General features: G+C 61.0%; 16 protein-coding genes. 6 read left to right on the top strand and 10 right to left on the bottom strand.

Annotation, left to right across the window (positions count from 1 at the left end):
- Positions 1-276 precede the first annotated feature (276 nt).
- The gene (locus KGA81_RS28820) at positions 277-2,109 is read left to right on the top strand and encodes a sigma-54-dependent Fis family transcriptional regulator (protein WP_223550877.1); all 1,833 of its coding nucleotides are present in this window, start codon (positions 277-279) and stop codon (positions 2,107-2,109) included.
- A gap of 198 nt (positions 2,110-2,307) precedes the next feature.
- Here the strand turns inward: KGA81_RS28820 and cysS are convergent, their stop codons facing one another.
- Positions 2,308-3,690, bottom strand: coding sequence for a cysteine--tRNA ligase (gene cysS, locus KGA81_RS28815; protein WP_223550875.1), 1,383 nt, complete (start codon positions 3,688-3,690; stop codon positions 2,308-2,310).
- Positions 3,691-3,704: 14 nt separating this feature from the next.
- Positions 3,705-5,402 (bottom strand): glutamine--tRNA ligase/YqeY domain fusion protein, encoded by a 1,698-nt coding sequence (locus KGA81_RS28810; RefSeq protein ID WP_223550872.1) that lies wholly within the window; start codon positions 5,400-5,402, stop codon positions 3,705-3,707.
- 252 nt (positions 5,403-5,654) lie between these two features.
- On the opposite strand from KGA81_RS28810, the gene KGA81_RS28805 reads away from it, so the two are divergent.
- The gene (locus KGA81_RS28805; RefSeq protein WP_008053603.1) at positions 5,655-6,158 is read left to right on the top strand and encodes a peptidylprolyl isomerase; all 504 of its coding nucleotides are present in this window, start codon (positions 5,655-5,657) and stop codon (positions 6,156-6,158) included.
- Positions 6,155-6,907 carry a UDP-2,3-diacylglucosamine diphosphatase gene (gene lpxH / locus KGA81_RS28800; protein WP_223550870.1) on the top strand — a complete coding sequence of 251 codons (753 nt, stop codon included), beginning with the start codon at positions 6,155-6,157 and terminating at the stop codon, positions 6,905-6,907. Before KGA81_RS28805 ends, lpxH begins: the two co-directional genes overlap by 4 nt.
- Positions 6,908-7,003: 96 nt before the next feature.
- Here lpxH and KGA81_RS28795 read toward each other — a convergent pair whose 3' ends face one another.
- The 7 genes from KGA81_RS28795 to KGA81_RS28765 form a co-directional block, all read right to left on the bottom strand.
- The gene (locus KGA81_RS28795; RefSeq protein ID WP_223550866.1) at positions 7,004-8,536 is read right to left on the bottom strand and encodes a DHA2 family efflux MFS transporter permease subunit; all 1,533 of its coding nucleotides are present in this window, start codon (positions 8,534-8,536) and stop codon (positions 7,004-7,006) included.
- Positions 8,537-8,581: 45 nt separating this feature from the next.
- Entirely contained in the window at positions 8,582-9,784 is a 1,203-nt protein-coding gene (locus tag KGA81_RS28790; protein ID WP_223550864.1) for an HlyD family efflux transporter periplasmic adaptor subunit, read from the bottom strand.
- Positions 9,785-9,799: 15 nt separating this feature from the next.
- Positions 9,800-11,269, bottom strand: a complete 1,470-nt coding sequence (locus tag KGA81_RS28785) for an efflux transporter outer membrane subunit (RefSeq protein ID WP_223550862.1) — start codon at positions 11,267-11,269, stop codon at positions 9,800-9,802.
- Positions 11,266-11,739 carry a MarR family winged helix-turn-helix transcriptional regulator gene (locus KGA81_RS28780; protein ID WP_218430457.1) on the bottom strand — a complete coding sequence of 158 codons (474 nt, stop codon included), beginning with the start codon at positions 11,737-11,739 and terminating at the stop codon, positions 11,266-11,268. Before KGA81_RS28780 ends, KGA81_RS28785 begins: the two co-directional genes overlap by 4 nt.
- A gap of 235 nt (positions 11,740-11,974) precedes the next feature.
- Positions 11,975-15,646, bottom strand: coding sequence for a translocation/assembly module TamB domain-containing protein (locus KGA81_RS28775; protein WP_223550859.1), 3,672 nt, complete (start codon positions 15,644-15,646; stop codon positions 11,975-11,977).
- The gene (locus tag KGA81_RS28770) at positions 15,643-17,370 is read right to left on the bottom strand and encodes an autotransporter assembly complex protein TamA (protein WP_223550857.1); all 1,728 of its coding nucleotides are present in this window, start codon (positions 17,368-17,370) and stop codon (positions 15,643-15,645) included. Before KGA81_RS28770 ends, KGA81_RS28775 begins: the two co-directional genes overlap by 4 nt.
- A gap of 65 nt (positions 17,371-17,435) precedes the next feature.
- Positions 17,436-18,086, bottom strand: a complete 651-nt coding sequence (locus KGA81_RS28765) for a GNAT family N-acetyltransferase (RefSeq protein ID WP_223550855.1) — start codon at positions 18,084-18,086, stop codon at positions 17,436-17,438.
- A gap of 311 nt (positions 18,087-18,397) precedes the next feature.
- On the opposite strand from KGA81_RS28765, the gene xthA reads away from it, so the two are divergent.
- Both xthA and KGA81_RS28755 read left to right on the top strand, forming a co-directional pair.
- A complete protein-coding gene (xthA, locus tag KGA81_RS28760; protein WP_223550853.1) occupies positions 18,398-19,210 on the top strand; it encodes an exodeoxyribonuclease III in 813 nt (270 codons plus the stop codon).
- A 106-nt stretch (positions 19,211-19,316) separates the two neighbouring features.
- Positions 19,317-20,657, top strand: a complete 1,341-nt coding sequence (locus tag KGA81_RS28755) for a phosphate ABC transporter substrate-binding/OmpA family protein (RefSeq protein WP_223550851.1) — start codon at positions 19,317-19,319, stop codon at positions 20,655-20,657.
- 179 nt (positions 20,658-20,836) lie between these two features.
- Here the strand turns inward: KGA81_RS28755 and KGA81_RS28750 are convergent, their stop codons facing one another.
- On the bottom strand, positions 20,837-22,066 hold the full coding sequence (locus tag KGA81_RS28750) for an acyl-CoA dehydrogenase (protein ID WP_223550849.1): 1,230 nt from the start codon (positions 22,064-22,066) through the stop codon (positions 20,837-20,839).
- A 165-nt stretch (positions 22,067-22,231) separates the two neighbouring features.
- On the opposite strand from KGA81_RS28750, the gene KGA81_RS28745 reads away from it, so the two are divergent.
- Complete coding sequence (locus KGA81_RS28745) at positions 22,232-23,161, top strand: LysR family transcriptional regulator (RefSeq protein WP_223550848.1); 930 nt, start codon at positions 22,232-22,234, stop codon at positions 23,159-23,161.
- Positions 23,162-23,378: the final 217 nt, after the last annotated feature.

Genomic DNA, 23,378 nt, shown 5'->3' with positions numbered 1-23,378 from the left:
CCACGGCAATACGACGTTCATTGCTGAACACAAATGAACAATCGGAAATGAACAAATGAACAGTTCGCCCATTGACAGTGAACAATACTGAACAACACTCTACGGACCATTCACGCCCCCTGTAGGAGCGAGCTTGCTCGCGATGGACTTGAGAGCGCTGCGTTTATGCAGGCAGCCCTCATCTCCGTTAACGTCCATCGCGAGCAAGCTCGCTCCTACAGGGATCGGCGTTACCCCATAAAAACAATAAGAATGCTGATTCAGAGATCGACTGCCATGGCCGCACCCGCATCGCCGTTGTCCCACGACGCCATCATCCAGGACTCCTGGTCCCGTTGCCGCGCGTTCGGTCTCAGTCATCAGAGCGCGCCGGCATTCGACCAATTGCCGGCCGCGGGCATCGCGCAACTGCTGGAGAGCCAGCATTCGCTGGTGCAAACCACCCACCAGGAAGTGCTGCCCTACTACGAGAACATCCTGAGCAATTCCAATTGCCTGATCATGCTCGCCGACCATCAGGGCCAGGTGCTCACGTCGTGGGGAACGCAGCGCTTTATCGAACCCAAACTGGCCCGGGGCTTCAGCGCCGGCGCCAGCTGGATGGAACGCTGCACCGGCACCAACGCCATTGGCACCGCCCTGGCCTGTGAACAAGCGGTGCACATCGAGCACGATGAACATTTCCTCAAGGCCAACCGCTTCATGACCGGTTCCGCCGCGCCGATTTTCGATGCCGAGCGCAAGGTGATCGCGGTGCTGGACGTGTCCAGTGACAGCTACCTGCCGCCCTCCCACACCCTGGGCATGGTCAAGATGATGAGCCAGACCGTGGAAAACCGGCTGATCCTCAACCTGTTCCATGGCCAGCATTTCCAGCTGACGTTCAATACCGGCCTGAACAACTTCGACAGTCAGTGGGCCGGCTTGCTGATCTTCGATGAAACCGGCCAGGTGCTGTCAGCCAATCGCCGGGCCGACAATCTACTGGGCATCAGCCTGTCGCGCGTCAGCATCGAGAGCCTGTTCAAGGTCTCGCTGCTGGAACTGCTCAACCAGCCCGAAGGCCTGCCCTTCGCCCTGCAAACCTCTGGGCGCAACCGCTTCCAGTGCCTGTTGAAGCGCCCCAAACAGGCATCAATTCAACCTCGAGTGTTCACCGAGCCGGTTGTAGCTGCACCCGCAGCCATCAGCCTCAACACCTTGCATTTCGGCGACAGCCGCGTGGAAAAAGCCGTGCGTCAGGCCGAGCGCTTGCTGGAAAAAGACATTCCCCTGCTGATCCACGGCGAAACCGGGGTCGGCAAGGAAGTGTTCGTCAAAGCCCTGCACCAGGCCAGCTCGCGCAGCAAACAAGCGTTCATCGCCGTCAACTGTGCGGCGATTCCCGCCGAACTGGTGGAGTCCGAGCTGTTCGGCTATGAGAAAGGCGCGTTCACCGGCGCCAACCAGAAAGGCAGCATTGGGCTGATCCGCAAAGCTGACAAAGGCACGCTGTTTCTCGACGAAATCGGTGACATGCCGCTGCCGACCCAGGCGCGACTGTTGCGGGTGTTGCAGGAGCGTTGCGTGCAGCCGGTCGGTAGCAGCGAGTTGTTCCCGGTGGACTTGCGCATCATTTCCGCGACCAATCGCTCGTTACGCGAACAGGTACAACTGGGGCGGTTTCGTGAAGACCTGTACTACCGCATCGGCGGCCTGACCCTGGAGCTGCCGCCGTTAAGGGAGCGCGGCGATAAAGAGGCGCTGTTCAAACGCCTGTGGGAACAGCATCGCGAACCCGGCCAATGGGCCGGACTGAGCCGCGAGGTATTGGAACTGTTCGACCGCCACCCGTGGCCGGGGAATTTACGTCAGGTCAGCAGCGTGATGCAGGTGGCGCTGGCCATGGCCGAGGAGCAGCCGATGAGGCCGGAGCATTTGCCGGATGATTTTTTTGTCGATCTGGAAATGGAGCCGGTCGATACGCTGGAACCGTTAACTGTGGATCTGAACGATGCCGAGGATTTGAATCGGCAGTTGCAGGCGGCGGGAGGGAATATTTCGTATCTGGCGAGACGGTTGGGGGTGAGCAGGAATACCCTTTACAAACGGTTGCGCCAGACTGAATGATGAGCTGGCCGGACGGGCCCCTTCGCTGGCAAGCCAGCTCCTACGGTGTCCGTGGTGTACATGATTTTGGCGAATGGCGCGACCTTGTAGGAGCTGGCTTGCCAGCGAAGACGCCAGCCCTGTCACCGCAGAAATAGCAAACAGCCCTTAAAAACAAAACCCGCACAAGGCGGGTTTTGTTTTTAAGCATTACATCTATCAGTCAGCCAGACGCCAGGTCGTACCGCCCTTGCCGTCTTCCAGCACCACGCCCATGGCAGTGAGCTGGTCGCGGATTCGGTCGGATTCGGCCCAGTCCTTGCCGGCACGTGCCGCCAGGCGCGCAGCGATCAGCGCCTCGACTTCGGCTGCATCCACGCGCCCTTCGGCACCGGCCTGCAGGAAGTCATCGGCTTCGAGCTGCAACACACCCAGCACGCTGGCCAACTCCTTCAGACGGGCTGCCAGGCCGGCCGCTGCATCCAGATCGCTCTCGCGCAGGCGGTTGATCTCGCGGACCATCTCGAACAGCACCGCGCAGGCTTCCGGCGTGCCGAAGTCGTCGTTCATCACCTGAGTGAAGCGCTCGACGAAGGCTTCGCCGCCCGCCGGCGCCACGTTCGGCAGACCTTTCAACGCATGGTAGAAACGCTCCAGGGCGCCCTTGGCGTCCTTGAGGTTGTCTTCCGAATAGTTGATGGCGCTACGGTAGTGGCTCGACACCAGCAGGTAACGCACGACTTCCGGGTGGTACTTGTCGAGCACGTCGCGGATGGTGAAAAAGTTGTTCAAGGACTTGGACATCTTCTCGCCATTGATGCGGATCATGCCGCAATGCATCCACGCATTGGCGTAGGTCTTGCCGGTGGCCGCTTCGCTCTGGGCGATTTCGTTTTCGTGGTGCGGGAACTCCAGGTCGCTGCCGCCGCCATGAATGTCGAAGGTCTCGCCCAGGCAGCAGGTGGACATCACCGAGCATTCGATGTGCCAGCCCGGACGCCCGGCGCCCCACGGCGATTCCCAGCTCGGCTCACCCGGCTTGGCGGCTTTCCACAATACGAAGTCCAGCGGGTCCTGTTTGGACTCGTCGACTTCGATCCGCGCGCCGATGCGCAGGTCTTCGATCTTCTTGCGCGACAGCTTGCCGTAGCCCATGAACTTGCCGACACGGTAGTACACGTCGCCATTGCCCGGGGCATAGGCGTAGCCCTTGTCGATCAGGGTCTGGATCATCGCGTGCATGCCCAGGATGTGATCGGTGGCACGCGGCTCCATGTCCGGCTTCTTGATGTTCAGGCGCGCTTCATCTTCGTGCATCGCCGCGATCATGCGCTCGGTCAGCGCTTCGAACGACTCGCCGTTCTCGCGGGCACGGTTGATGATCTTGTCGTCGATGTCGGTGATGTTGCGCACGTAGGTCAGGTCGTAACCGCTGAAGCGCAACCAGCGGGTCACCAGGTCGAAGGCGACCATGCTGCGGCCGTGGCCCAGGTGGCAGTAGTCGTACACGGTCATGCCGCACACGTACATGCGCACCTTGTTGCCATCCAGTGGCTTGAAGACTTCTTTGCTCTTGGTGAGCGTGTTGTAGATCGTAAGCACGTTAAATCCTTGAATCACTGGCCCCACGAATCACGCAGGGTCACGGTACGGTTGAATACCGGCTGACCTGGTTTCGAGTCCTTGATATCCGCGACGAAGTAACCTTCGCGCTCGAACTGGAAACGGTCTTCCGGCTGTGCATTGCCCAGCGAGGGTTCAGCACGACAACCGGTGAGTACCCGCAGCGAGTCAGGGTTGATGTTGTCCAGGAAACTGGCACTGTCTTCGGCTTTTTCCGGGTTCGCAGAACGGAACAGACGATCGTACAGACGCACTTCGCATTCGACGCTGGCCGCAGCCGGCACCCAGTGCACCACGCCTTTGACCTTGCGGCCTTCCGGGTTCTTGCCCAGGGTGTCCGGATCGTACGAGCAGCGCAGTTCGACGATGTTGCCGTCGGCGTCCTTGATCGCTTCGTCGGCGCGGATCACGTAGCTGCCACGCAGGCGTACTTCACCGGCCGGCTCCAGACGCTTGTAGCCTTTTGGCGGCTCTTCCATGAAGTCTTCACGGTCGATGTAGATTTCACGGGCGAACGGCAGAACGCGCATGCCCATGTCTTCTTTCGGATGGCACGGCAGTTCGAGGTTCTCGACCTGGCCTTGCGGGTAGTTGGTGATCACGACTTTCAGCGGACGCAACACGCACATGGCACGCGGGGCGCTATGGTCGAGGTCGTCGCGGATGCTGAATTCGAGCATGCCGAAGTCGACCACGCCGTCGGAACGGTTGGTGCCGATCATTTCGCAGAAGTTGCGGATCGATTTCGGCGTGTAGCCACGGCGACGGAAGCCCGACAGCGTGGACATGCGCGGGTCGTCCCAGCCATTGACGTGACCTTCGTCCACAAGCTGCTTGAGCTTGCGCTTGCTGGTGATGGTGTAGTTCAGGTTCAGGCGGCTGAACTCGTACTGGCGCGGGTGCGCCGGCACCGGCAGGTTGTCGAGGAACCAGTCGTACAGCGGACGATGGCTTTCGAACTCCAGGGTGCAGATCGAGTGGGTAATGCCTTCGATGGCGTCCGACTGACCGTGGGTGAAGTCGTAGTTCGGGTAAATGCACCACTTGTCACCGGTCTGGTGGTGATGGGCATGTCGGATGCGGTACATGATCGGGTCGCGCAGGTTCATGTTCGGCGAGGCCATGTCGATCTTGGCCCGCAGCACGCGTGCGCCGTCCGGGAATTCACCGGCTTTCATGCGGGCGAACAGGTCCAGGTTCTCTTCAACCGAGCGGTCGCGGAACGGACTGTTCTTGCCCGGCTCGGTCAGGCTGCCACGGTATTCCCTGGCTTGTTCAGGGGTCAGGTCGTCAACATAGGCCTTGCCGGCCTTGATCAGCTCTACCGCCCAGTCGTGCAGTTGGTCGAAATACTGCGAGGCATAGCGCACTTCACCGGACCACTCGAAGCCCAGCCATTTGACGTCGCTTTCGATCGCGTCGATGTATTCCTGGTCTTCCTTGGCCGGGTTGGTGTCGTCGAAACGCAGGTGCGTGACGCCGCCGAACTCCTGGGCCAGGCCGAAGTTCACACAGATCGACTTGGCGTGACCGATGTGCAGGTAGCCGTTGGGTTCAGGCGGGAAACGGGTGACGATTTGCGTGTGCTTGCCCGAGTCCAGGTCTGCCTGGATGATCGGCCGCAGGAAGTTGACCGGCACGGCTGGGCCGGTCTTGGCATTCGAGGTAGGGTCGACAGTGGGCTTGCTCATAGGATCCTTGAACGTACAAGTGCGTGGCCGTAACGAAGGCCGGACAAAACAAAGCCGCTATCATAGCCGATGCCGTCAAGTACCTGACAGAGCGCACTCTGTAAACCGTCGCATTTAATAGGCTGTAAATGAAAAAACAGCCTCGAAATTCGCGTCTGGCAGGCTAAACTGCGCACCTTGGCCAAAACAGGCTGAACCGGTGGCGGGACATGATGTTCCAACACCACGAATTCCTTATAAAGAGTAACGATCATGACCCAAGTCAAACTGACTACCAACTTCGGCGACATCGTCCTCGAACTGAACGCCGATAAAGCCCCGATCACCGTGGCCAACTTCGTCGAATACGTCAAAGCCGGTCACTACGAAAACACCGTTTTCCACCGCGTCATCGGTAACTTCATGATCCAGGGCGGTGGTTTCGAGCCAGGCATGAAAGAAAAGAAAGACAAGCGTCCAAGCATCCAGAACGAAGCCGACAACGGCCTTTCCAACGACAAGTACACCGTTGCCATGGCCCGCACCATGGAGCCGCATTCGGCTTCCGCGCAGTTCTTCATCAACGTGGCGGACAACAGCTTCCTCAACCACAGCGGCAAGAACGTTCAAGGCTGGGGCTACGCGGTATTCGGTAAAGTGACCGCCGGCACCGACGTTGTCGACAAGATCAAAGGCGTGGCCACCACCTCCAAGTCCGGCCACCAGGACGTTCCGGCAGACGACGTGATCATCGAGAAAGCCGAGATCATTGAGTGATATTGCTGATTTCAGACTTGCATCTGGAAGAGGAGCGCCCGGACATTACCCGGGCGTTTCTGGATTTGCTCGCCGGACGCGCCCGCTCGGCAAGCGCGTTGTACATTCTGGGCGACTTCTTCGAGGTGTGGATTGGCGACGACGCCATGACACCCTTCCAGCGTTCCATCTGCCAGGCCCTGCGCGACCTCAGCGACAGCGGCACGGCCATTTTTCTGATGCACGGCAATCGTGACTTCCTGCTCGGCAAGGCGTTCTGCAAACAGGCAGGCTGCACCTTGTTGAAAGATCCGAGTGTCGTGCAACTCAACGGCGAGCCGGTGCTGCTGATGCACGGCGACAGCCTCTGCACCCGCGACGTGGGTTATATGAAGTTGCGGCGCTACCTGCGCAACCCGATCACCCTGTTCATCCTGCGGCACTTACCGCTGAGCACCCGGCATAAGCTGGCGCGCAAGTTGCGCAGTGAAAGTCGAAGCCAGGTTCGGATGAAGGCCAATGACATTGTCGATGTCACACCCGATGAGATCCCGCGGATCATGCAGGAGTACGGGGTGAAGACCTTGATCCACGGGCACACTCACCGTCCCGCGATTCATAAGCTGCAGCTTGGCGAGCAAGCCGCCAGGCGCATTGTGCTGGGGGATTGGGATCGTCAGGGTTGGGCGTTGCAGGTAGATGAGCAGGGGTTTGCGCTGGCGCCGTTCGATTTCGCCCCGCCGCCGACGCCTGCGCTTCCCCACCCGTAGCCTCACCGCGCACCTGTAGGAGCCGGCTTGCCGGCGAACCAGACGACGCGGTGTATCAGATACGCCCCCTTCGCTGGCAAGCCAGCTCCTACAGATTTAGTGTCCGGCGGAGGCCGCAGGCCCGGCTTTGGCCGTAAACGGCGGCTTGGCCAGCCACACGATCAGGATCAGCCCCATGAACATCCAGCCCAGCAAGGTGAAGTAATCCACCGTGGACATGATGTACGCCTGGCTGATCACCGTCTGCTCCAGCTGCGTATAGGCCTTGGCCCCTGCCCCGCCCAGATGGGTCAGTGCTTCGCGGGTCGCCGGATCGAACGGGGTGATGCTTTCGGTCAGGTAGGCGTGGTGCTGGTCGGCGCGGCGAATCCAGATCCAGGTGGTCAGCGACGCCGCAAAACTACCGCCCAGGGTCCGCAAGAACGTCGCCAGCCCCGAACCGTCGGCAATCTGGCTCGGCGGCAGGTCCGAGAGCAGGATGGTCAAAGTCGGCATGAAGAACAGCGCCACACCAATCCCCATGAATAGCTGCACCATGGCGATGTGCTGGAAGTCCACTTCATTGGTGAAACCTGCGCGCATGAAACAGCTCAGGCCGATGGCCAGGAACGCCCCGCCCGCCAGCACGCGCATGTCGAATCGCGGCGCGTACTTGCCGACAAACGGCGACAGCAGCACCGGCAGGATCCCCAGCGGTGCCACGGCAAAACCGGCCCAGGTCGCGGTGTAGCCCAAGCGTGTCTGCAGCCACTGCGGCAGGATCAGGTTGATCCCGAAGAACCCGGCATAGCCCAGGATCAACACGATGGTGCCGTAGCGGAAGTTGCGATGGGCGAACAGGCGCAGGTTGACCACCGGATGTTCGTCGGTCATTTCCCAGATCACGAAGAACGCCAGGGCCACCACCGAAATCACCGAACCGATCACGATGAAACTGGATTCGAACCAGTCGGCATCATTGCCCTTGTCGAGCACGATCTGCAACGCGCCGACGCCGATGATCAGCGCGATCAAACCCACGTAATCCATCGGTTGGCGACTGGTGGCCACCGGGCGCTTTTTCATCTGTTGGGTCACCACCCATGCAGCGAACAGTCCGATCGGCACGTTGATGAAGAAAATCCATGGCCAGCTGTAGCTGTCGGTGATCCAGCCGCCGAGGATCGGCCCGGCAATCGGCGCGACCACGGTGACCATCGCCAGCAGTGCCAGGGCCATCCCTCGTTTAGCGGGGGGATACACCGCGATCAACAGGGTCTGGGTCATCGGGTACAACGGCCCCGCGACCACCCCTTGCAGTACCCGGAAGCCCACCAGCTCCGGCATGGACGTGGAGATCCCGCACAAAAACGAAGCGAGCACGAACAGCAACGTCGCCCAGACAAACAGCTTCACCTCGCCAAAACGGCGACTGAGCCAACCGGTCAACGGCAAGGCAATGGCGTTGCTCACCGCAAACGAGGTGATGACCCAGGTGCCCTGCTCCGAACTCACGCCCAGGTTGCCGGAGATCGTCGGCAACGCCACGTTGGCGATGGTGGTGTCGAGCACTTGCATGAAGGTCGCCAGCGACAGGCCGATGGTGCTGAGCAGCAGGCTGGGCGGCGTGAAAGACGCGTTATTGCTCATCGCGAATCCTTTGAAACCGGGCCGGCGTGATGGCACACTGACATATCAGCGTTGCGCAGTTTTGCTGACCGCGGCGCTGTTGTCGTGGATCAACTGAGTGATCATCGCATCGGCCTCGGCCAACTGACGGTCGTAGACGTTGGTGCTGAACGAAGCCTTCTGCGGCGATTGTTGCGCCAGCACCGGCCCGCTCTGATCGCGCAGGTTCACATCGACCATGGTCGACAGACCGACCCGCAACGGGTGCCTGGCCAGTTCTTCGGCGTTGATGTGGATCCGCACCGGTACGCGCTGCACGATCTTGATCCAGTTGCCGGTGGCGTTCTGCGCCGGCAGCAAGGCAAATGCGCTGCCGGTCCCGGCGCCGAGGCTATCGATGGTGCCGCTGTACTTCACGTCGCTGCCGTAAAGATCGGTTTCGATCGCCACCGGCTGACCGATTCGCATGTCACGCAACTGGGTTTCCTTGAAGTTGGCGTCGATCCACAGCTGGTCCAGCGGGATCACCGCCATCAGTGCTTCACCCGGCTGCACCCGCTGGCCCAGTTGCACGCTGCGCTTGGCCACGTAGCCGGTGACCGGCGCGATCAAGGTGCTGCGGGCATTGTTCAGGTAGGCCTGACGCAGTTGTGCGGCGGCGGCCATCACGTCCGGGTGCGATGAAACCACGGTGTCATCGACCAGCGCGCTGGTGGTCTTGAGCTTCTGTTCGGCGTTGGCCAGGGCGTTTTGCGCCGAGGTCAGGTCGTCGCGGGCGTGGGACAGCTCCTCCTGGGAAATCGCCCCGCCAACGGCGAGGCTCTTGCGCCGGTTGAAGTTATCCAGGGCCTTTTGTACTTCGGCTTTCTGGGCGTTGACCTGGGCCTTCATGCCATCCACATCGCTGTACAAGCCGCGCACCTGACGCACGGTACGCGCCAGATTGGCCTGGGCGTTTTGCAGACCGATTTCGGCATCGTTCGGGTCGAAGTTCACCAGCACCTGGCCTTCATGGACCAGATCGCCGTCATCGGCGCCGATACTGACCACGGTGCCGGTGACCAGCGGCGTGATTTCCACCACGTTGCCGTTCACATAGGCGTCGTCGGTGCTTTCGCTCCAGCGCCCGTAAAACTCGTGGTAGGCCCAGACACCCGCGCCACTGAGCACGACGGCGGCGGCCAGGACCAACAGCATGAATTTGCGTTTGCCCGAATTGGGGTTGCCCTGGGTGTTTTCAGGAGGTTGAGTTGTATCGGCAGTGGCCATGACAAGTACCTTGAATTAGTGGGTCAGCGTGGCTGGCGTGGCGGTGGCCGAGGCAATCGCCTCAGGCTGGAAACCGCCGCCCAGCGCCTGCATCAACTGGATCGACAGGTCAATCTGCTCGGCATTCAGGTTGGCCAGCTGTCGCTGGGCCTGGAGCAATTGCTGCTCGATGCTGAGCACGTCCAGGTAGTTGCCGATGCCGGAACCGTAACGCTGGACCACGGTGTTGTAGGAATCCTGGGCGATGTCGGTGGCGTGTTGCTGGGCAGCGATCTGCCGACCGATATCGCGCAACTGGTGGATGCTGTCACTGACATCCCCCAGCGCCTTCACCAGGCTTTTGTTGTACTGCGCCACGGCGAGGTCGTAATCGGCGTCGCGCGAATCGAGGTCGGCACGCAGGCGGCCGCCGTCGAAAATCGGCACAGAGATCGTTGGTGCAATGTTGAAGAAGCGGCTGGCCGAACCAAACATCGCATCGCCCAACAGGGACTCGGCACCGGCAGCGGCGCTGAGGTTCAGGTTGGGATAGAACCGGGTCTTGCCGGCATCGATGTTTTTGCTCGCCGCCTCGACCCGCCAGCGCGCGGCCACCAGGTCCGGGCGACGCCCGAGCAGCTCGGCCGGCAGCACCGAAGGTAGCGCTACCGCACTCGGCTGCAGAATGTTGGGGCGGGCGATTTCATTGCCACGGTCCGGGCCTTTGCCGAGCAGCACCGCGAGCGCGATTTTCGTGCTGTTCAGGCGTTTTTCGGCGTCGATCAGGTTGGCCTGGGAAGTGGCTTCCAGGCTTTCGGTCTGCTGGAACTGGTATTGGCTGTCGATCCCGGCAGTCAGGCGCCGCTGGCTCAGCTCGAGCATTTGTCGGGTGCGCTTGAGGTCTTCGCTGGACAGGTCAAAGACGATGTGTGCCTGCCCCAGATCGCTGTAGGCCCGGGCGACATCGGCAGCCAGCGTCAGTTGCGCAGCCTGCTGGTCGACTTCGGCCGCGCGAGCCTGGCCGAGGGCCGCTTCCCAGGCATCGCGCTGACCGCCCCAGAGATCGAAGTTGTAATTGAAAGTGGTACTGATGTTACGCACGGTGGCGTAGGCGTCGCCCTGCCCGCGCGGGTCCTGGTCCCGGGCCAGGCGCGAGCGGCTGACACCGGCGCTGGCATCCAGGGTCGGCATCCGCTCGGCGTCGGCTGCGGAAGCGGCAGCGCTGGCCTGATGGGCACGGGCGTCGGCGATCTGCATGTCCGGGCTGTCACGCAGGGCCTCGCGGATCAGGCCGTCGAGTTGCGGGTCGCCGAGGCTTTTCCACCAGTCGCTTTTCGGCCAGGCGGCTGGCGACAGGGTCACGCCGCCAAGGGATTGCCCGGCCTTGAGGCTCTTCGCATCGAGGTTGACGCCTTGGGTTTTCAGGCCGCTGTAACTGGCGCAACCGGCCAGGCTCATGGCCAACAACACCAGGCTCAGGCCAGTACGCAAGGGGTTACTGCTCATTTGTCACCTACCCGCAACAGGGTGATCGCGTCACCGGCTGCCACCAGAATTTTCTTCAGGATCAGCTCCAGGGTTTTCAATTCTTCTGGCGTGATTGCACCGGCCAGTTCATTCATGGCTTCAGCGCCGATGTGCGGCAACAGTCCGGCGAGCTTCTGCCCTTCTTCCGTGAGTACAAGCTGCACCTGACGGCGGTCCGCCTCGGAGCGTTGACGCGCAAGGAAACCTTTCTGTTCCAGGCGATCGAGCATGCGCGTCATCGAGCCGCTGTCCAGGGACAAGTGGCGGCACAACTCGCCCGGCGAATCGACGCCGAACTGGGCCATGATGATCAACACCTTGAACTGCGCGGCGGTGATGCCGTGGGGTTCCATGTGAGTGTCGATGATCCGGTCCTTGAGCAACGCAGCACGTCCGAGCAGCAGGCCGAGATGGCAATTGTGGAAATCGTCTGGAGAGAAATGTTTCATCTGACTACCAATTAGCTGCCTAGGCAGTGAATGTATGTCGTAATGTTACTGCCTAAGCAGCGAATGTCAACGCAATAGTTAGGTTGCTTGGCAATCAGTTGACCAGTGGTGTCGGAATTTGTGGCGGCCACACGGACGCCTTCGCTGGCAAGCCAGCTCCTACAGGTGTGGTGATCCCTGTAGGAGCTGGCTTGCCAGCGAATGAAGCGACTCGGCCTTTTGTATGGAATGCGGGCTAGAAATCCCGCTTGTAGAAGATGTCCAGCGAACTGGCCACGCCGCCAGCGGCTTCGAGGTAGACCTTCTTGCTCAGCTTGTAGCGCAAGGCAATGGTGTTGGCCGGTTCGAACACACCGACGCCATAGCGCAGGCTGAGCTTCTCGGAAAGGTTGCCACTGGCCACCACACTGGTGGCAGTGCCGCTGCCCTGAGTGTCAAGCTGGAAGTCCTGGATGCCCAGGTTCTTGGCCAGGCCACTGGTCACTCCGGAACTGCCCATCAAGCCCAGACCGAGGGCCGCCTGGGCGAGCATGTTGTTGTCTTCGCCATTGCTGCTCAACGGACGCCCGAGCACCAGATAGGACAGGGCCTGCTCCTGGCTCATGGCCGGTTCGGAAAAGATCTGTGTGGTTGGCTGCTCGGCGCTGCCGCTCAGGCGAATGCCGGCGATGATATCGTCGGTCTTGCGAATGGCCTCGATGTCCAGATACGGCTGATCGATGGGCCCGGCAAACAGCAAGCGTGCCCGGCGCACCGAAAGCCGCTGGCCGTAGGCGCGGTATCGGCCATCGTTCAGCCACAGCTCGCCACGGGTGTCCATGTTGTCACCGATGTGCACATGCCCCTGCACATTCGCGGTCAGGCCAAACCCGGCGAAGCTCAGCTTGTCCTCGCCGACCAGCACTTCGATGTCCATCTTCATCGCCAGCGGCGGTTTGCCCTCATCGGTTTGCTGACCGACGATCACCGTGTCATCGGAGACCTTGACCGTCGACGGCGGCAGTTCGCGAATGGTGATTTCGCCCCTGGGCACCAGCACTTTGCCAGCGATGGCCAACTCGCCATCTTTCATCGAGATTTTCAGATCCGGTGCGACCTCAAGCTTGGCGTAAGGCTCGACAGTGACTGGTAACTGCGAGCCCTTGAGCGCCAGGTCCACCTTCAGCGCTTGTCCCCAGGCGATGTTGCCGTTCAGGCTGCCCTGCCCAACCTTGCCGCTGTTCCAGCCACCATTGATCGATACGTTTTCGCCGGCGATCAGCGCTTGAACGTGCAGGTTTTCCAGCTCCATCGGCAGCTCAGGTCCGGCAATCACGCCGTCGCTGAGTTGCAGGCTGCCATTGATCTGTGGCGCCAACAGCCCGCCGGAAATCGTGCCACTGCCATTGAGGCGCCCGGCCAGCTTTTCGACCATTGGCACAAACGGCCGCGCCACCGACAGATCCAGCCCGCTCAAGCGGAACGAGCCGCTCAACGGTTTGTTCTTCGGCAACGGATTGAGCTGCGCCTGCACCATCAGTTCGCCAAGTTTGCCGCCGATGAAGTTGAGCTCGGTGTCGATGCGCTTGGGCGTGAGTTTGCTGGTGAGTTTCAGGGTCTGGTACGGGAAGTCCAGCCACTGGTCCTTGTCCTTGATGCGCAACGTGCCGCCGCCGGCATCGACGCTGACCAGGCCGTTCGGGCCACTGGCCGGCAGGTCCAGTTGCAGGTCGGCGTTGAGTCGGCCCTGCCAGGCGAAATCCTTCGGCAACCATTGCGCGAGGCTATCGATCGGGAATTGCTTGAGGTGATAACGCAGCTTCGGCTCGGGCATCAGGCGCGAGTCTTCTCCACACAGGCTGGCCTGGCCGGATGCCCAGCAATGGGCGCCAAAATTGATTTTGCCGTCCGCCAGCCGTTCGAGTTTCGCCGGCCCTTGCAGCTTCCAGTCCTGGCCACCGGCCTGGATATCACCGCTGGCCAGGCGTCCGCGCCAATTGCCCTTGTCCAGCGCACCGTCCAGACCCAGCGCCAGTTTCAGCTTCGGCCCTTGCAGATCGAGGCTCAGCTTCTGGTTCTTGATGTCACCCTGACCGCTGGCGGTCAGCGTTCCCAGCGAGGTGTCCCCGACCCGGATGCCACTGCCCTTGAGGTCGATTTTCGCCCGTTGCGCACTGTCCAGCGTGGCGTCCAGGTTCAGGCTTTGCAGGCGATGGTCCTGGAAAGCCAGTTGCGAGCCTTGCAGGTCAAGCTTGCCTTGGGGCGCCTTGAGTGTGCCGGCGACATCCACGCGGCCATTGAGCTGGCCACGCAGCTGCGGCCAGAGCTGGGCCAGACGCGGCAGCTTGAGATCGATCTGGCCGGCGAGTTTCTGTTGCAGGCTGCCCTTGCCAGTGATGCTGTTATCGCCGAGGCGAACTTGCAGGGCGTTGAGGTTCCATTGCTCACCACCGCCATCGGCCTTGGCCTGGATCACCGCCGGTTGACCGCGCAGTTTGCCCTTGAGGTCCAGGTCGGCATTGAGGCTGAGCACTTCGTTTTTCATCTCGCCCTGGCTGCGCAACGGCCCGGCCAGCGTACCCGGCAACTCCGCGACCCAGTACGCGGGGTTGATCGCCGACAGGTCCAGCGCGGTGTCCCAGGCAATGCCGTCGGCAAATTGCAGGTTCAGGTGCCCTTCGGCCTTGCCCTGCCCGGCCTGGAGTTGAATCTGTTGCAGGTAGATTTTCGTCAGGTCACCGGCGAAAGGGCTGGCCAGGGTGAAGGCGCCGGCCGGACCATCCGCCGCCGCGGTAAAATGACCAAGGTACTTGCCGTCGGTGTAAGAGACTTCGCCGGTGAACGTGCGAAGCGCTACTTGCGGTTCGTCGATGAGTGGATAAAGCCTGTGCCAGGGGAAGTCCAGCCAGTCGATCTTCGCCTCGGCGCTCAAGCCCTTGCTCCAATCCAGCTGCCCTGTGAGCTTGAGGTTTTGCTTGTCGTTGGCGGTCAGGTCCAGCGCGGCGATCTGCGCGCCCCTGGCGTCGACCTGGCCCTGCAGCGCCAGGGCGACTGGACCTTGCTCGGCGGGCAGCGTGGCTTTGCCGAGCAGCGTGTAGCCGTTCTTCAAGTCGCCAGCGCCGGTGAGTTCAAGCTGATTGAGTTGCAGGGTGTCCGGCAGATCGGCACTGGGCTTGAAGCCGTCGGCGGTGATCCGCACCTTGGCCGGCAGGTTTTCCACCAGCGGTTGCAGTTCGCCGCTCAGTTGCCCGTTGAAGTAACCGCTGCTGTCGGCTTTCAGGCTCAGAGTCTTGAGCAGGTCGCCGTCGACTTTCAGCGCCAGCACCAAGGGCTCAGGCGTCGACAACAGGGTCAGCTTGCCTTCGGCACTGAGGGGCCAGTTACCGGAGGGTTGCAGCAGGCCGGACAGGTTCAGGCTCAGGTCATCGCGCTGCAACGCCACCGAATCGATCTTCAAACCGACCGCCGTCCAGTGCGCCGCCAGTTGCAAACCCTTGAGCTCTTCGCTGCCGTTGAACAACAGGCTGCCGACCTTGATCTCCCCAAGTTCCAGGGTCAACGGTAACTTGAGCTCCGGGAGCGTGATCGGGCCGCTGTCTGGCTCTTCGGCACCCGGCGGGAACGTCAGGCTGACCTGATCGGCCTGCAATTGCTCGACGCACAACGCCATGCGGGACAGGCACAACGGCGACCAGGCAAAAATCACCTTGTTCAGCTCAACCCGATTGTTGGCCTGTTGCCACAACACCCGGTCGGCACGCCACTGCCCGCCCAGCCGGCCCTGGAAGTTGTCCAGGGTCAACCCCGGTACGAAGCCCAACGCCCAGCGGCTGCCCGTCGCCGTGCCCAGCACCGTCGCCAGCGTCAGGACAACCAGCATCGACAGCGCCGCTATCGCCAGCAACGTTACTTTCAAACCACGCTTCACAGCTCAGGCCCCATGGAAAAGTGCAGTCGAATACCGCCATCGTCGTCCAGCGCGTGGGCCAGGTCGAGACGGATCGGCCCCACCGGCGAGACCCAGCGCACGCCGATACCAACCCCGGTCTTGAGGTCCGGCAATTCGAGTGTATTGAAGGAGTTGCCCTGATCGACAAAGGTCGCGATCCGCCATTTTTCGGCGATGGAATACTGATACTCCGCGCTGGCGGCCACCATGTAGCGACCACCGATGCGGTCCCCGTCGGAGTTTTCCGGGGACAGGCTCTGATAGTCGTAACCGCGCACGCTCTGATCGCCGCCGGCGAAGAAGCGCAGCGACGGCGGCACCGATTTGAAGCCGTTGGTGGCACTGCCGCCGACCTGCACCCGCCCGAGGAAACGATGGTTGTCGAACACCGTGGTCAAGCCTTTGACCAGCGCCGTGCCGTAGAGCAAGTTGCTGTCGGAACCCAAACCTTCCTTGGCCACTCTGGATTCGAATTGCAGCCGATAGCCGTTATGCGGGTCGATGCGGTTGTCGCTTTTCAGGTACGAATAATTCACGCCGGGCATCAGCAGGTTACTGAGCCCGGAGTCGTCGCCAAGTTGGTAATCCTCGCGCTGCCACTTCAGCGACACCACCCGTTGCCAGCCGCTGGGCAATTTGCTGTGCCATTCGGGGCCGAGGGTCAGCAGCTTGCTGTGGGTGTCGGTGCCGGCGATGTCCTCATTCTGATAACCGCCGGCAAAACGCAGTTTGTCGGTCAGTGGCGGGTCCAGTGGAATGTCGTAGAACAGCCCGACGTTTTGCCGCGGTGCCGAGACTTCGGTCTCCCAGCCATAACTATGCCCCTGGGCGTTGACCCAGTGGCGGGTCCAGTTGGCCTTGGCACGTGGGCCGACGTCGGTGGAGAAACCCAGGCCCAGGCCCATGGTCCGCGGCTTGCGGGTTTCGAGCTTGACGTCTACCGGGATCACATCCTCTTTCGATGCCGTTGGCGCCGCATCCACGCGCACGCCTTCGAAGTAGCCGCTCGATTGCAGGTTCTGATTGAGTTCGGCGATCAGTTCCGAGTCATACGGCTCGCCGGCCTTGAATGGCACCATGCGTTGCAGCAGCTCGTCATCGAACGGCGTATCACCCTCGAAACTGACCTTGCCCAAGGTATAGCGCGGGCCACTGTCATAGATCAGTTCGATATCGGCGACGCCGGCACGCGGGTCGACCGACAATTTTGAACGGGTGAAGCGGCCACTGAAAAAGCCATAGCGCGAAGCCTGATTCTGGATCAGGCGCTTGGCCTCCTCGTAATGGCCATGATTGAGCACAGCGCCGGGCTTGAGCGCGTCGCTCTTGGGTACTCGAAAGGTTTTGAGGGAGGCCGCCGGGCCGTCGACGCGTATCGTCACATTGCGCAGATGCACCGGCTCGCCAGGATCGATGGTCAACACCAGGCGTGGTGTCTTGCCACCCTTCACCTCGCTGTCGATGTGCGGCTGGTAATAACCCAAGGCCTGGGAGGCCTTGCGCGCCTGCTCCTCGGCGCCACGGCTGAAGCGTTGCAAGGCTTCTTCGTCACGATCGCCGAGGCTGCCGATATAGCCTTCGATATTGGCCTTCAGCTCATCATTGGACGGTTTGATCCGTACATCCAATTCACTTTGTGCCAACGCCGCACAGCTGGTCATCAGCATCAGTACGCCGCTGGTAATTCTTCCTGGAAACTTCATAGGCGCGGATGCTATCACGAGCTTGAGAGCGTGATAGAGCCTGACATGCCCGGAAAGTTCGCTGCTCAAGCCGTTGCAGTATGTAACACCTGAGGATTGGGGTGAAAAAACACGTGCTCGCGAATCGGTCCTACGGCAACTTCACCGATTTCCTCATAGCCCTGGCGCTTATAGAACTCCAGATAACGCGGGTTCCCGGTGTCGAGAATCACGCCCTGTGAGTTCTCGTCCACCGCGCACCAGTTGTGCACGGCCTGCAACAACTGCTCGCCGAAATATTTGCCCTGGAATTGCGGATGCACCCCCAGCAATGGCAAGACGTGCACCGAGTCGTTCGGCACACAGGCCTCCACGGCAGCGTGATACTCGAGGTAGCGACGGGTGCAGCGAAATCCCGTACTGAGCACCATGCGCAGGCGCCAGGCCCAACTTTCGGTGACGCCGAGGCGACGTTGCGGCGGTGCAATCAGGGCGATGCCAATCAGGCGGTCGTTGACCAGCAGGCCGATGGCCGGCAGGTCCTGGAGAAAGTGCTGGGTCACCAGTTCGCGCACGGTGGCGCGAACCCGGTGTTCGTAGCCGGGGCGTTCGGCCTCGAACAAATAGCCGAAGGTCGGCTCGTGTCGATAAGCCTGGTACAGCAGCGAACGCGCTTCGCGGGCGTAGCCGCTGTCGAGCATGTGAATATCGGCGATGGCGGTCGAGGTTTCGGGCATGACGGTTGATCTCCCCGGCACAGCTCGGGTGGCTGCGCTCTTGTTGTTACGAGCCTGTCGGCGCTGACACAGTTCCTTACAGATCCGAACTCAGTGTAGGCAATGAAATCGCCTTTGTCGGAACGCCGCCCGGAGCAAGCCCGCTCCCACAAAGGCCTGGACCGGACGCATGACCTGTAGGAGCGGGCTTGCCCGCGAAGAGGCCGGGATAGTCAACACAGGTCCGACAGAACCCAGTAAATCCCCTCACCCCACACTGGCCCGATTCCCACATGTCAGCTAGCATCGCCCTTTTGCCAGGACTGCCGACCATGAAGATCGTCTCCTTCAACATCAACGGGCTGCGCGCCCGTCCCCATCAGTTGGCGGCGCTGATCGAAAAGCACCAGCCCGATGTGATCGGTTTGCAGGAAACCAAGGTCCATGACGATCAGTTCCCGCTGGCCGAGGTGCAGGCCCTGGGTTATCACGTGTATTTCCATGGGCAAAAAGGCCACTACGGCGTCGCCCTGCTCTCGCGCCAGGAGCCCCTGGCCGTACATAAAGGCTTCGCCACCGACGACGAAGACGCCCAACGACGCTTCATCTGGGGCACCTTCGCCGACGCCAATGGTGTGCCGGTGACCATCATGAACGGTTATTTCCCACAGGGCGAAAACCGCGACCACCCGACCAAATTCCCGGCCAAGGAACGCTTCTACAGCGATTTGCAGCAACTGCTGGAAAGCCAGTTCGAGAACCACCAGCCACTGGTGGTGATGGGCGATGTGAACATTTCCCCGGAAGATTGCGATATCGGCATCGGCCCGGACAACATGAAGCGCTGGCTGAAAACCGGCAAATGCAGTTTCCTGCCGGAAGAGCGCGAGTGGATGGCCCGCTTGAAGAACTGGGGCCTGGTCGACAGTTTCCGTCACCTGAACCCGGACGTCACCGACACCTTCAGCTGGTTCGACTACCGCAGCCGTGGTTTCGAAGACGAGCCCAAGCGTGGCCTGCGCATCGACCTGATCCTCGCCTCCCAGGGCTTGCTGCCACGGGTGAAGGCCGCAGGGGTGGACTACGAACTGCGCGGCATGGAAAAACCTTCGGACCATGCGCCGATCTGGCTTGAACTGAGCTAAAAAGTACAAGATCGCTGCCTGCGGCAGCGATCTTTTAGCTGTCATTGTTTGGAAACCTTACTGACTTAATCTCCCGACACCTCCTTTGGCTATATAAGGTGCCGGCATGATGCTGCGCGTGTTGTTCCTGTTGATGTTGTGCATGGGCTTGCCGCAGGCGGCCCCGGCCGGCGACTTGTCGATACCCGAACACGGCACCGTGCTGCGCATCCAGGGTTCCAACACCATCGGTGCGGCATTGGGACCGGCGCTGGTGGAGGGTCTGATGAGTGAACTAGGCCTGCGCAAGATCCACCGCGAAACCCCGGACACCGCCAATGAACTGCGCATCGTCGGCGAAACCGTTCAGGGCCGGCGGGTCGTGGTGGAGGTGGCGGCCCATGGTTCCAGCACAGGTTTCACCGCGCTCAAGGCAGCCAGCGCCGACCTGGCCGCCTCATCGCGCCCGATCAAGGACAGCGAACTGGCCAGCCTGCAATCGCTCGGTGACCTGAAAAGCCCGAGCGCCGAACAGGTCATTGCCATCGATGGCCTGGCGATCATCCTGCATCCGGACAATCCGCTGAACCAACTCGACACCGTGCAACTGGCGCGCATATTCAGTGGCGAGGTAAAAACCTGGGAAGACATCGGCGGCCGCGGCGGCTCTATCCATCTGTATGCGCGGGATGATCAGTCCGGGACCTACGACACCTTCAAGGAACTGGTCCTCAGTGGCCGTGGGAAAACGCTGAGCAGCACGGCGAAACGCTTCGAGTCCAGCGAGCAACTGTCCGATGCGGTCAGCGCCGACCCGCAAGGCATCGGATTTATCGGATTGCCTTATGTACGCCAGGCTAAAGCCGTGGCCATTGTCGACGGTCAATCGCAAGCCATGCTGGCGCTCAACAGCCTGATTGCCACGGAAGACTATCCGCTGTCCCGTCGGTTGTTCTTCTACCTGCCACCCAATGGCAAAAATCCCTGGGCCAATGCCCTGGTGGCCTTTGCCCAAAGTACTGACGGTCAGGCCATTGTGGCCGCCAACGGCTTTGTTGCCCAAACCATACAGGCCATGGCCGTTACCCCCAATGCATTGATGCCCGAGGGTTATCAGGCGCTGAGTCGACATGCTCAACGGCTATCGGTGAATTTCCGCTTCGAGGAAGGCAGCGCCACCCTGGACAACAAGGCCAGACAAGATTTGTGGCGAGTACTCGACTATATAAAGCAGCACGGCAAGACCGATGGACAGGTCACGCTGGTGGGGTTTGGCGATGCCAAGAGCGACCCGGCGCGCGCCGATCTGTTGTCGAAACTGCGGGCCATGGCGGTACGGCGGGAGTTGGTGAAAAGCGGCGTGGTGTTTCGCGAGATTCGTGGATTCGGTGCCGAAATGCCAGTGGCGGCCAATAGCGCCGATGAGGGAAGGATCAAGAATCGGCGGGTTGAGGTTTGGGTTTACTGATTTGAATACAGAACAATGTGGCGAGGGGGCTTGCCCCCGTTCGGCTGCGAAGCAGTCGCGAATCATCCACCGCGTTGTATCAGAGCCAACACGGTGAATGGATTCAGGCCCGCTTCGCGGTCCAACGGGGGCAAGCCCCCTCGCCACAAATACTCACTGCCCACAAATTCTTTGCGGTCTTACTGCCCGCTACGCATCATCTCTTTCGGCACATATTTGCCGATTTCGAACTTGCCGATTGCCGCACGGTGCACTTCGTCCGGGCCGTCGGCCAGGCGCAGGGTACGCTGCATGGCGTACATGTAGGCCAGCGGGAAATCGTTGGAAACCCCTGCCCCGCCATGAATCTGGATCGCCCGGTCGATCACTCGCAGCGCAACGTTTGGTGCGACGACCTTGATCTGCGCAATCTCGCTGCGGGCCACTTTGTTGCCAACCGTGTCCATCATGTACGCTGCCTTCAGTGTCAGCAGACGTGCCATGTCGATTTCCATCCGCGAGTCGGCGATCTTGTCGACGTTACCGCCCAGCCGCGCCAGGGGTTTGCCGAATGCGGTGCGGCTCACCGAGCGCTTGCACATCAGTTCCAGTGCGCGCTCGGCCATGCCGATCGAACGCATGCAGTGGTGAATCCGGCCCGGACCAAGGCGACCTTGAGCAATTTCGAAGCCGCGGCCTTCCCCCAGCAGGACGTTTTCGTACGGCACCCGGACGTTTTCGAACAGCACTTCGGCGTGACCGTGAGGCGCATCGTCGTAACCGAACACCGGCAGCGGGCGCACGATCTTCACGCCGGGAGCATCCACCGGCACCAGAATCATCGAGTGCTGCGCGTGGCGTGGCCCGTCCGGATTGCTCAGCCCCATGAAAATCAGGATTTTGCAGCGCGGGTCGCAAGCACCCGAGGTCCACCATTTCTTGCCGTTGATCACCCACTCGTCGCCATCGCGCACCGCACGGGCGGCCATGTTGGTGGCGTCGGAGGACGCAACGTCCGGTTCGGTCATGGCGAAGGCCGAGCGGATCTCGCCACGCAGCAAGGGTTCGAGCCAGCGTTGTTTCTGCTCTTCGTTGGCGTAACGCACCAGCACCTCCATGTTGCCGGTGTCGGGTGCCGAGCAGTTGAACGGCTCTGGCCCCAGCAGCGAGCGGCCCATGATTTCCGCCAGCGGTGCGTATTCGAGGTTGGTCAGCCCGGCACCCAACTCGGACTCAGGCAGAAACAAATTCCACAAGCCTTCGGCCTTGGCCTTGAGTTTGAGTTCTTCCATGATCGCAGTCGGCTGCCAGCGATCGCCTTCGGCGACCTGGCGCTCGAACACGGCTTCGGCGGGATAAACGTAGGTGTCCATGAACGCTGTTACGCGCTCACGCAGTTCCTGAACCTTGGGCGAATAAGCGAAATCCATGAGCGAGATACCTTCTTGGGGGAGGTTGTTTAGGTCATGCAATCGATGCTAGAACAGCGTTGATAATTTACCTAGCCTATTCTCGGCGTGTATAAACATTCATCACCGATATATGATCGACTGATCGTCACGGTCAGTCCGCCCACACAATAAGAGAGCCGCGTAATGAATCTGAGCAAGGTCGATCTCAACCTTTTCATCGTCTTCGACGCGATCTACACCGAAGCAAACCTGACCCGCGCCGGGCAAATCATCGGCATCACCCAGCCGGCGGTGTCGAACGCGCTGGCGCGTCTGCGCGAGACCTTCAACGACCCGTTGTTCGTGCGCACCGCCCAGGGCATGGTGCCTACGCCCATGGCGCAGAACATCATCGGTCCGGTGCGCAACGCCCTCTCGCTGCTGCGCGTGTCGGTGCAGGAAAGCCGCATTTTCAACCCGCAGCAAGCGGTCAAGACCTATCGCATCAGCATGACCGACCTCACCGAAGCGGTGATCCTGCCGCCGCTGTTCCAGCGCCTGCGCCGCCTGGCGCCGACGGTGATCATCGAAAGCTTCCTGTCCAAACGCCGCGAAACCACCAAGGAACTCGCAGCCGGCCGCCTCGACTTCGCGGTCGATGCGCCGCTCAACACCGACCCGCAGGTACGTCACGTCAAATTGATGGAGGACCGCTACGTGTGCGCCATGCGCAAGGGGCACCCCTTGGCGGGCAAAGAGAAGCTCAGCCTGGATGATTATCTGGGCCTGACCCACATCCATATTTCCAGCCGCCGCAGCGGCCTTGGCTATGTCGACCTGGCGCTGGGCAAGATGGGCATCCAGCGCAAGATCGCCCTGCGTTCCCAGCATTACCTGATGGCCTCGCAAGTGTTGCAGCAGACGGACATGGTCATGACCGTGCCGGAACGTTTCGCCCGGCGTAACGACCTGCATGCCTTTTATCTGCCGGTCAACGATGTGCCATCAGTGGAAACCCATCTTTACTGGCATGAAAGCACCGACCAGGACCCGGCGAACCGCTGGATGCGCGAGCAGATGATCGAGTTGTGCCAGCAGGTGACGGCGCAGGAGAAGAAGCTCGAGAAGGTGTAAGGCTTGATACCGAGGCGCCCCCATCGCGAGCAAGCTCGCTCCCACAGTAGGTATCCAGTGAACACAATACTTGTGTACGACAACAATCCCTGATTGGGTGGAGGCAACGGGCTTGCGCCCGTTACCCCTCCCACACCACCGGACGTGCGGTTTTCCGCATCCGGCGGTTGAACAGCTCAGCAAGGGGCTGAGGCGAAGTCCTGCGGCGTCCACAGTC

The organism is Pseudomonas sp. A-B-19 (assembly GCF_019947515.1).
Taxonomy (GTDB): domain Bacteria; phylum Pseudomonadota; class Gammaproteobacteria; order Pseudomonadales; family Pseudomonadaceae; genus Aquipseudomonas.
Note: the sequence above shows the minus strand (reverse complement) of the source record. Positions and strands in the feature narration are given on the sequence as shown.

Excerpts from the sequence above, each read along its gene's own strand:
- KGA81_RS28820 (WP_223550877.1), top strand. The coding sequence starts at position 277 with ATGGCCGCACCCGCATCGCCGTTGTCCCACGACGCCATCATCCAGGAC.
- KGA81_RS28810 (WP_223550872.1), bottom strand. The coding sequence starts at position 5,402 with ATGAGCAAGCCCACTGTCGACCCTACCTCGAATGCCAAGACCGGCCCA.
- KGA81_RS28805 (WP_008053603.1), top strand. The coding sequence starts at position 5,655 with ATGACCCAAGTCAAACTGACTACCAACTTCGGCGACATCGTCCTCGAA.
- KGA81_RS28795 (WP_223550866.1), bottom strand. The coding sequence starts at position 8,536 with ATGAGCAATAACGCGTCTTTCACGCCGCCCAGCCTGCTGCTCAGCACC.
- KGA81_RS28790 (WP_223550864.1), bottom strand. The coding sequence starts at position 9,784 with ATGGCCACTGCCGATACAACTCAACCTCCTGAAAACACCCAGGGCAAC.
- KGA81_RS28785 (WP_223550862.1), bottom strand. The coding sequence starts at position 11,269 with ATGAGCAGTAACCCCTTGCGTACTGGCCTGAGCCTGGTGTTGTTGGCC.
- KGA81_RS28780 (WP_218430457.1), bottom strand. The coding sequence starts at position 11,739 with ATGAAACATTTCTCTCCAGACGATTTCCACAATTGCCATCTCGGCCTG.
- KGA81_RS28770 (WP_223550857.1), bottom strand. The coding sequence starts at position 17,370 with ATGAAGTTTCCAGGAAGAATTACCAGCGGCGTACTGATGCTGATGACC.
- KGA81_RS28765 (WP_223550855.1), bottom strand. The coding sequence starts at position 18,086 with ATGCCCGAAACCTCGACCGCCATCGCCGATATTCACATGCTCGACAGC.
- xthA (WP_223550853.1), top strand. The coding sequence starts at position 18,398 with ATGAAGATCGTCTCCTTCAACATCAACGGGCTGCGCGCCCGTCCCCAT.
- KGA81_RS28755 (WP_223550851.1), top strand. The coding sequence starts at position 19,317 with ATGATGCTGCGCGTGTTGTTCCTGTTGATGTTGTGCATGGGCTTGCCG.
- KGA81_RS28750 (WP_223550849.1), bottom strand. The coding sequence starts at position 22,066 with ATGGATTTCGCTTATTCGCCCAAGGTTCAGGAACTGCGTGAGCGCGTA.
- KGA81_RS28745 (WP_223550848.1), top strand. The coding sequence starts at position 22,232 with ATGAATCTGAGCAAGGTCGATCTCAACCTTTTCATCGTCTTCGACGCG.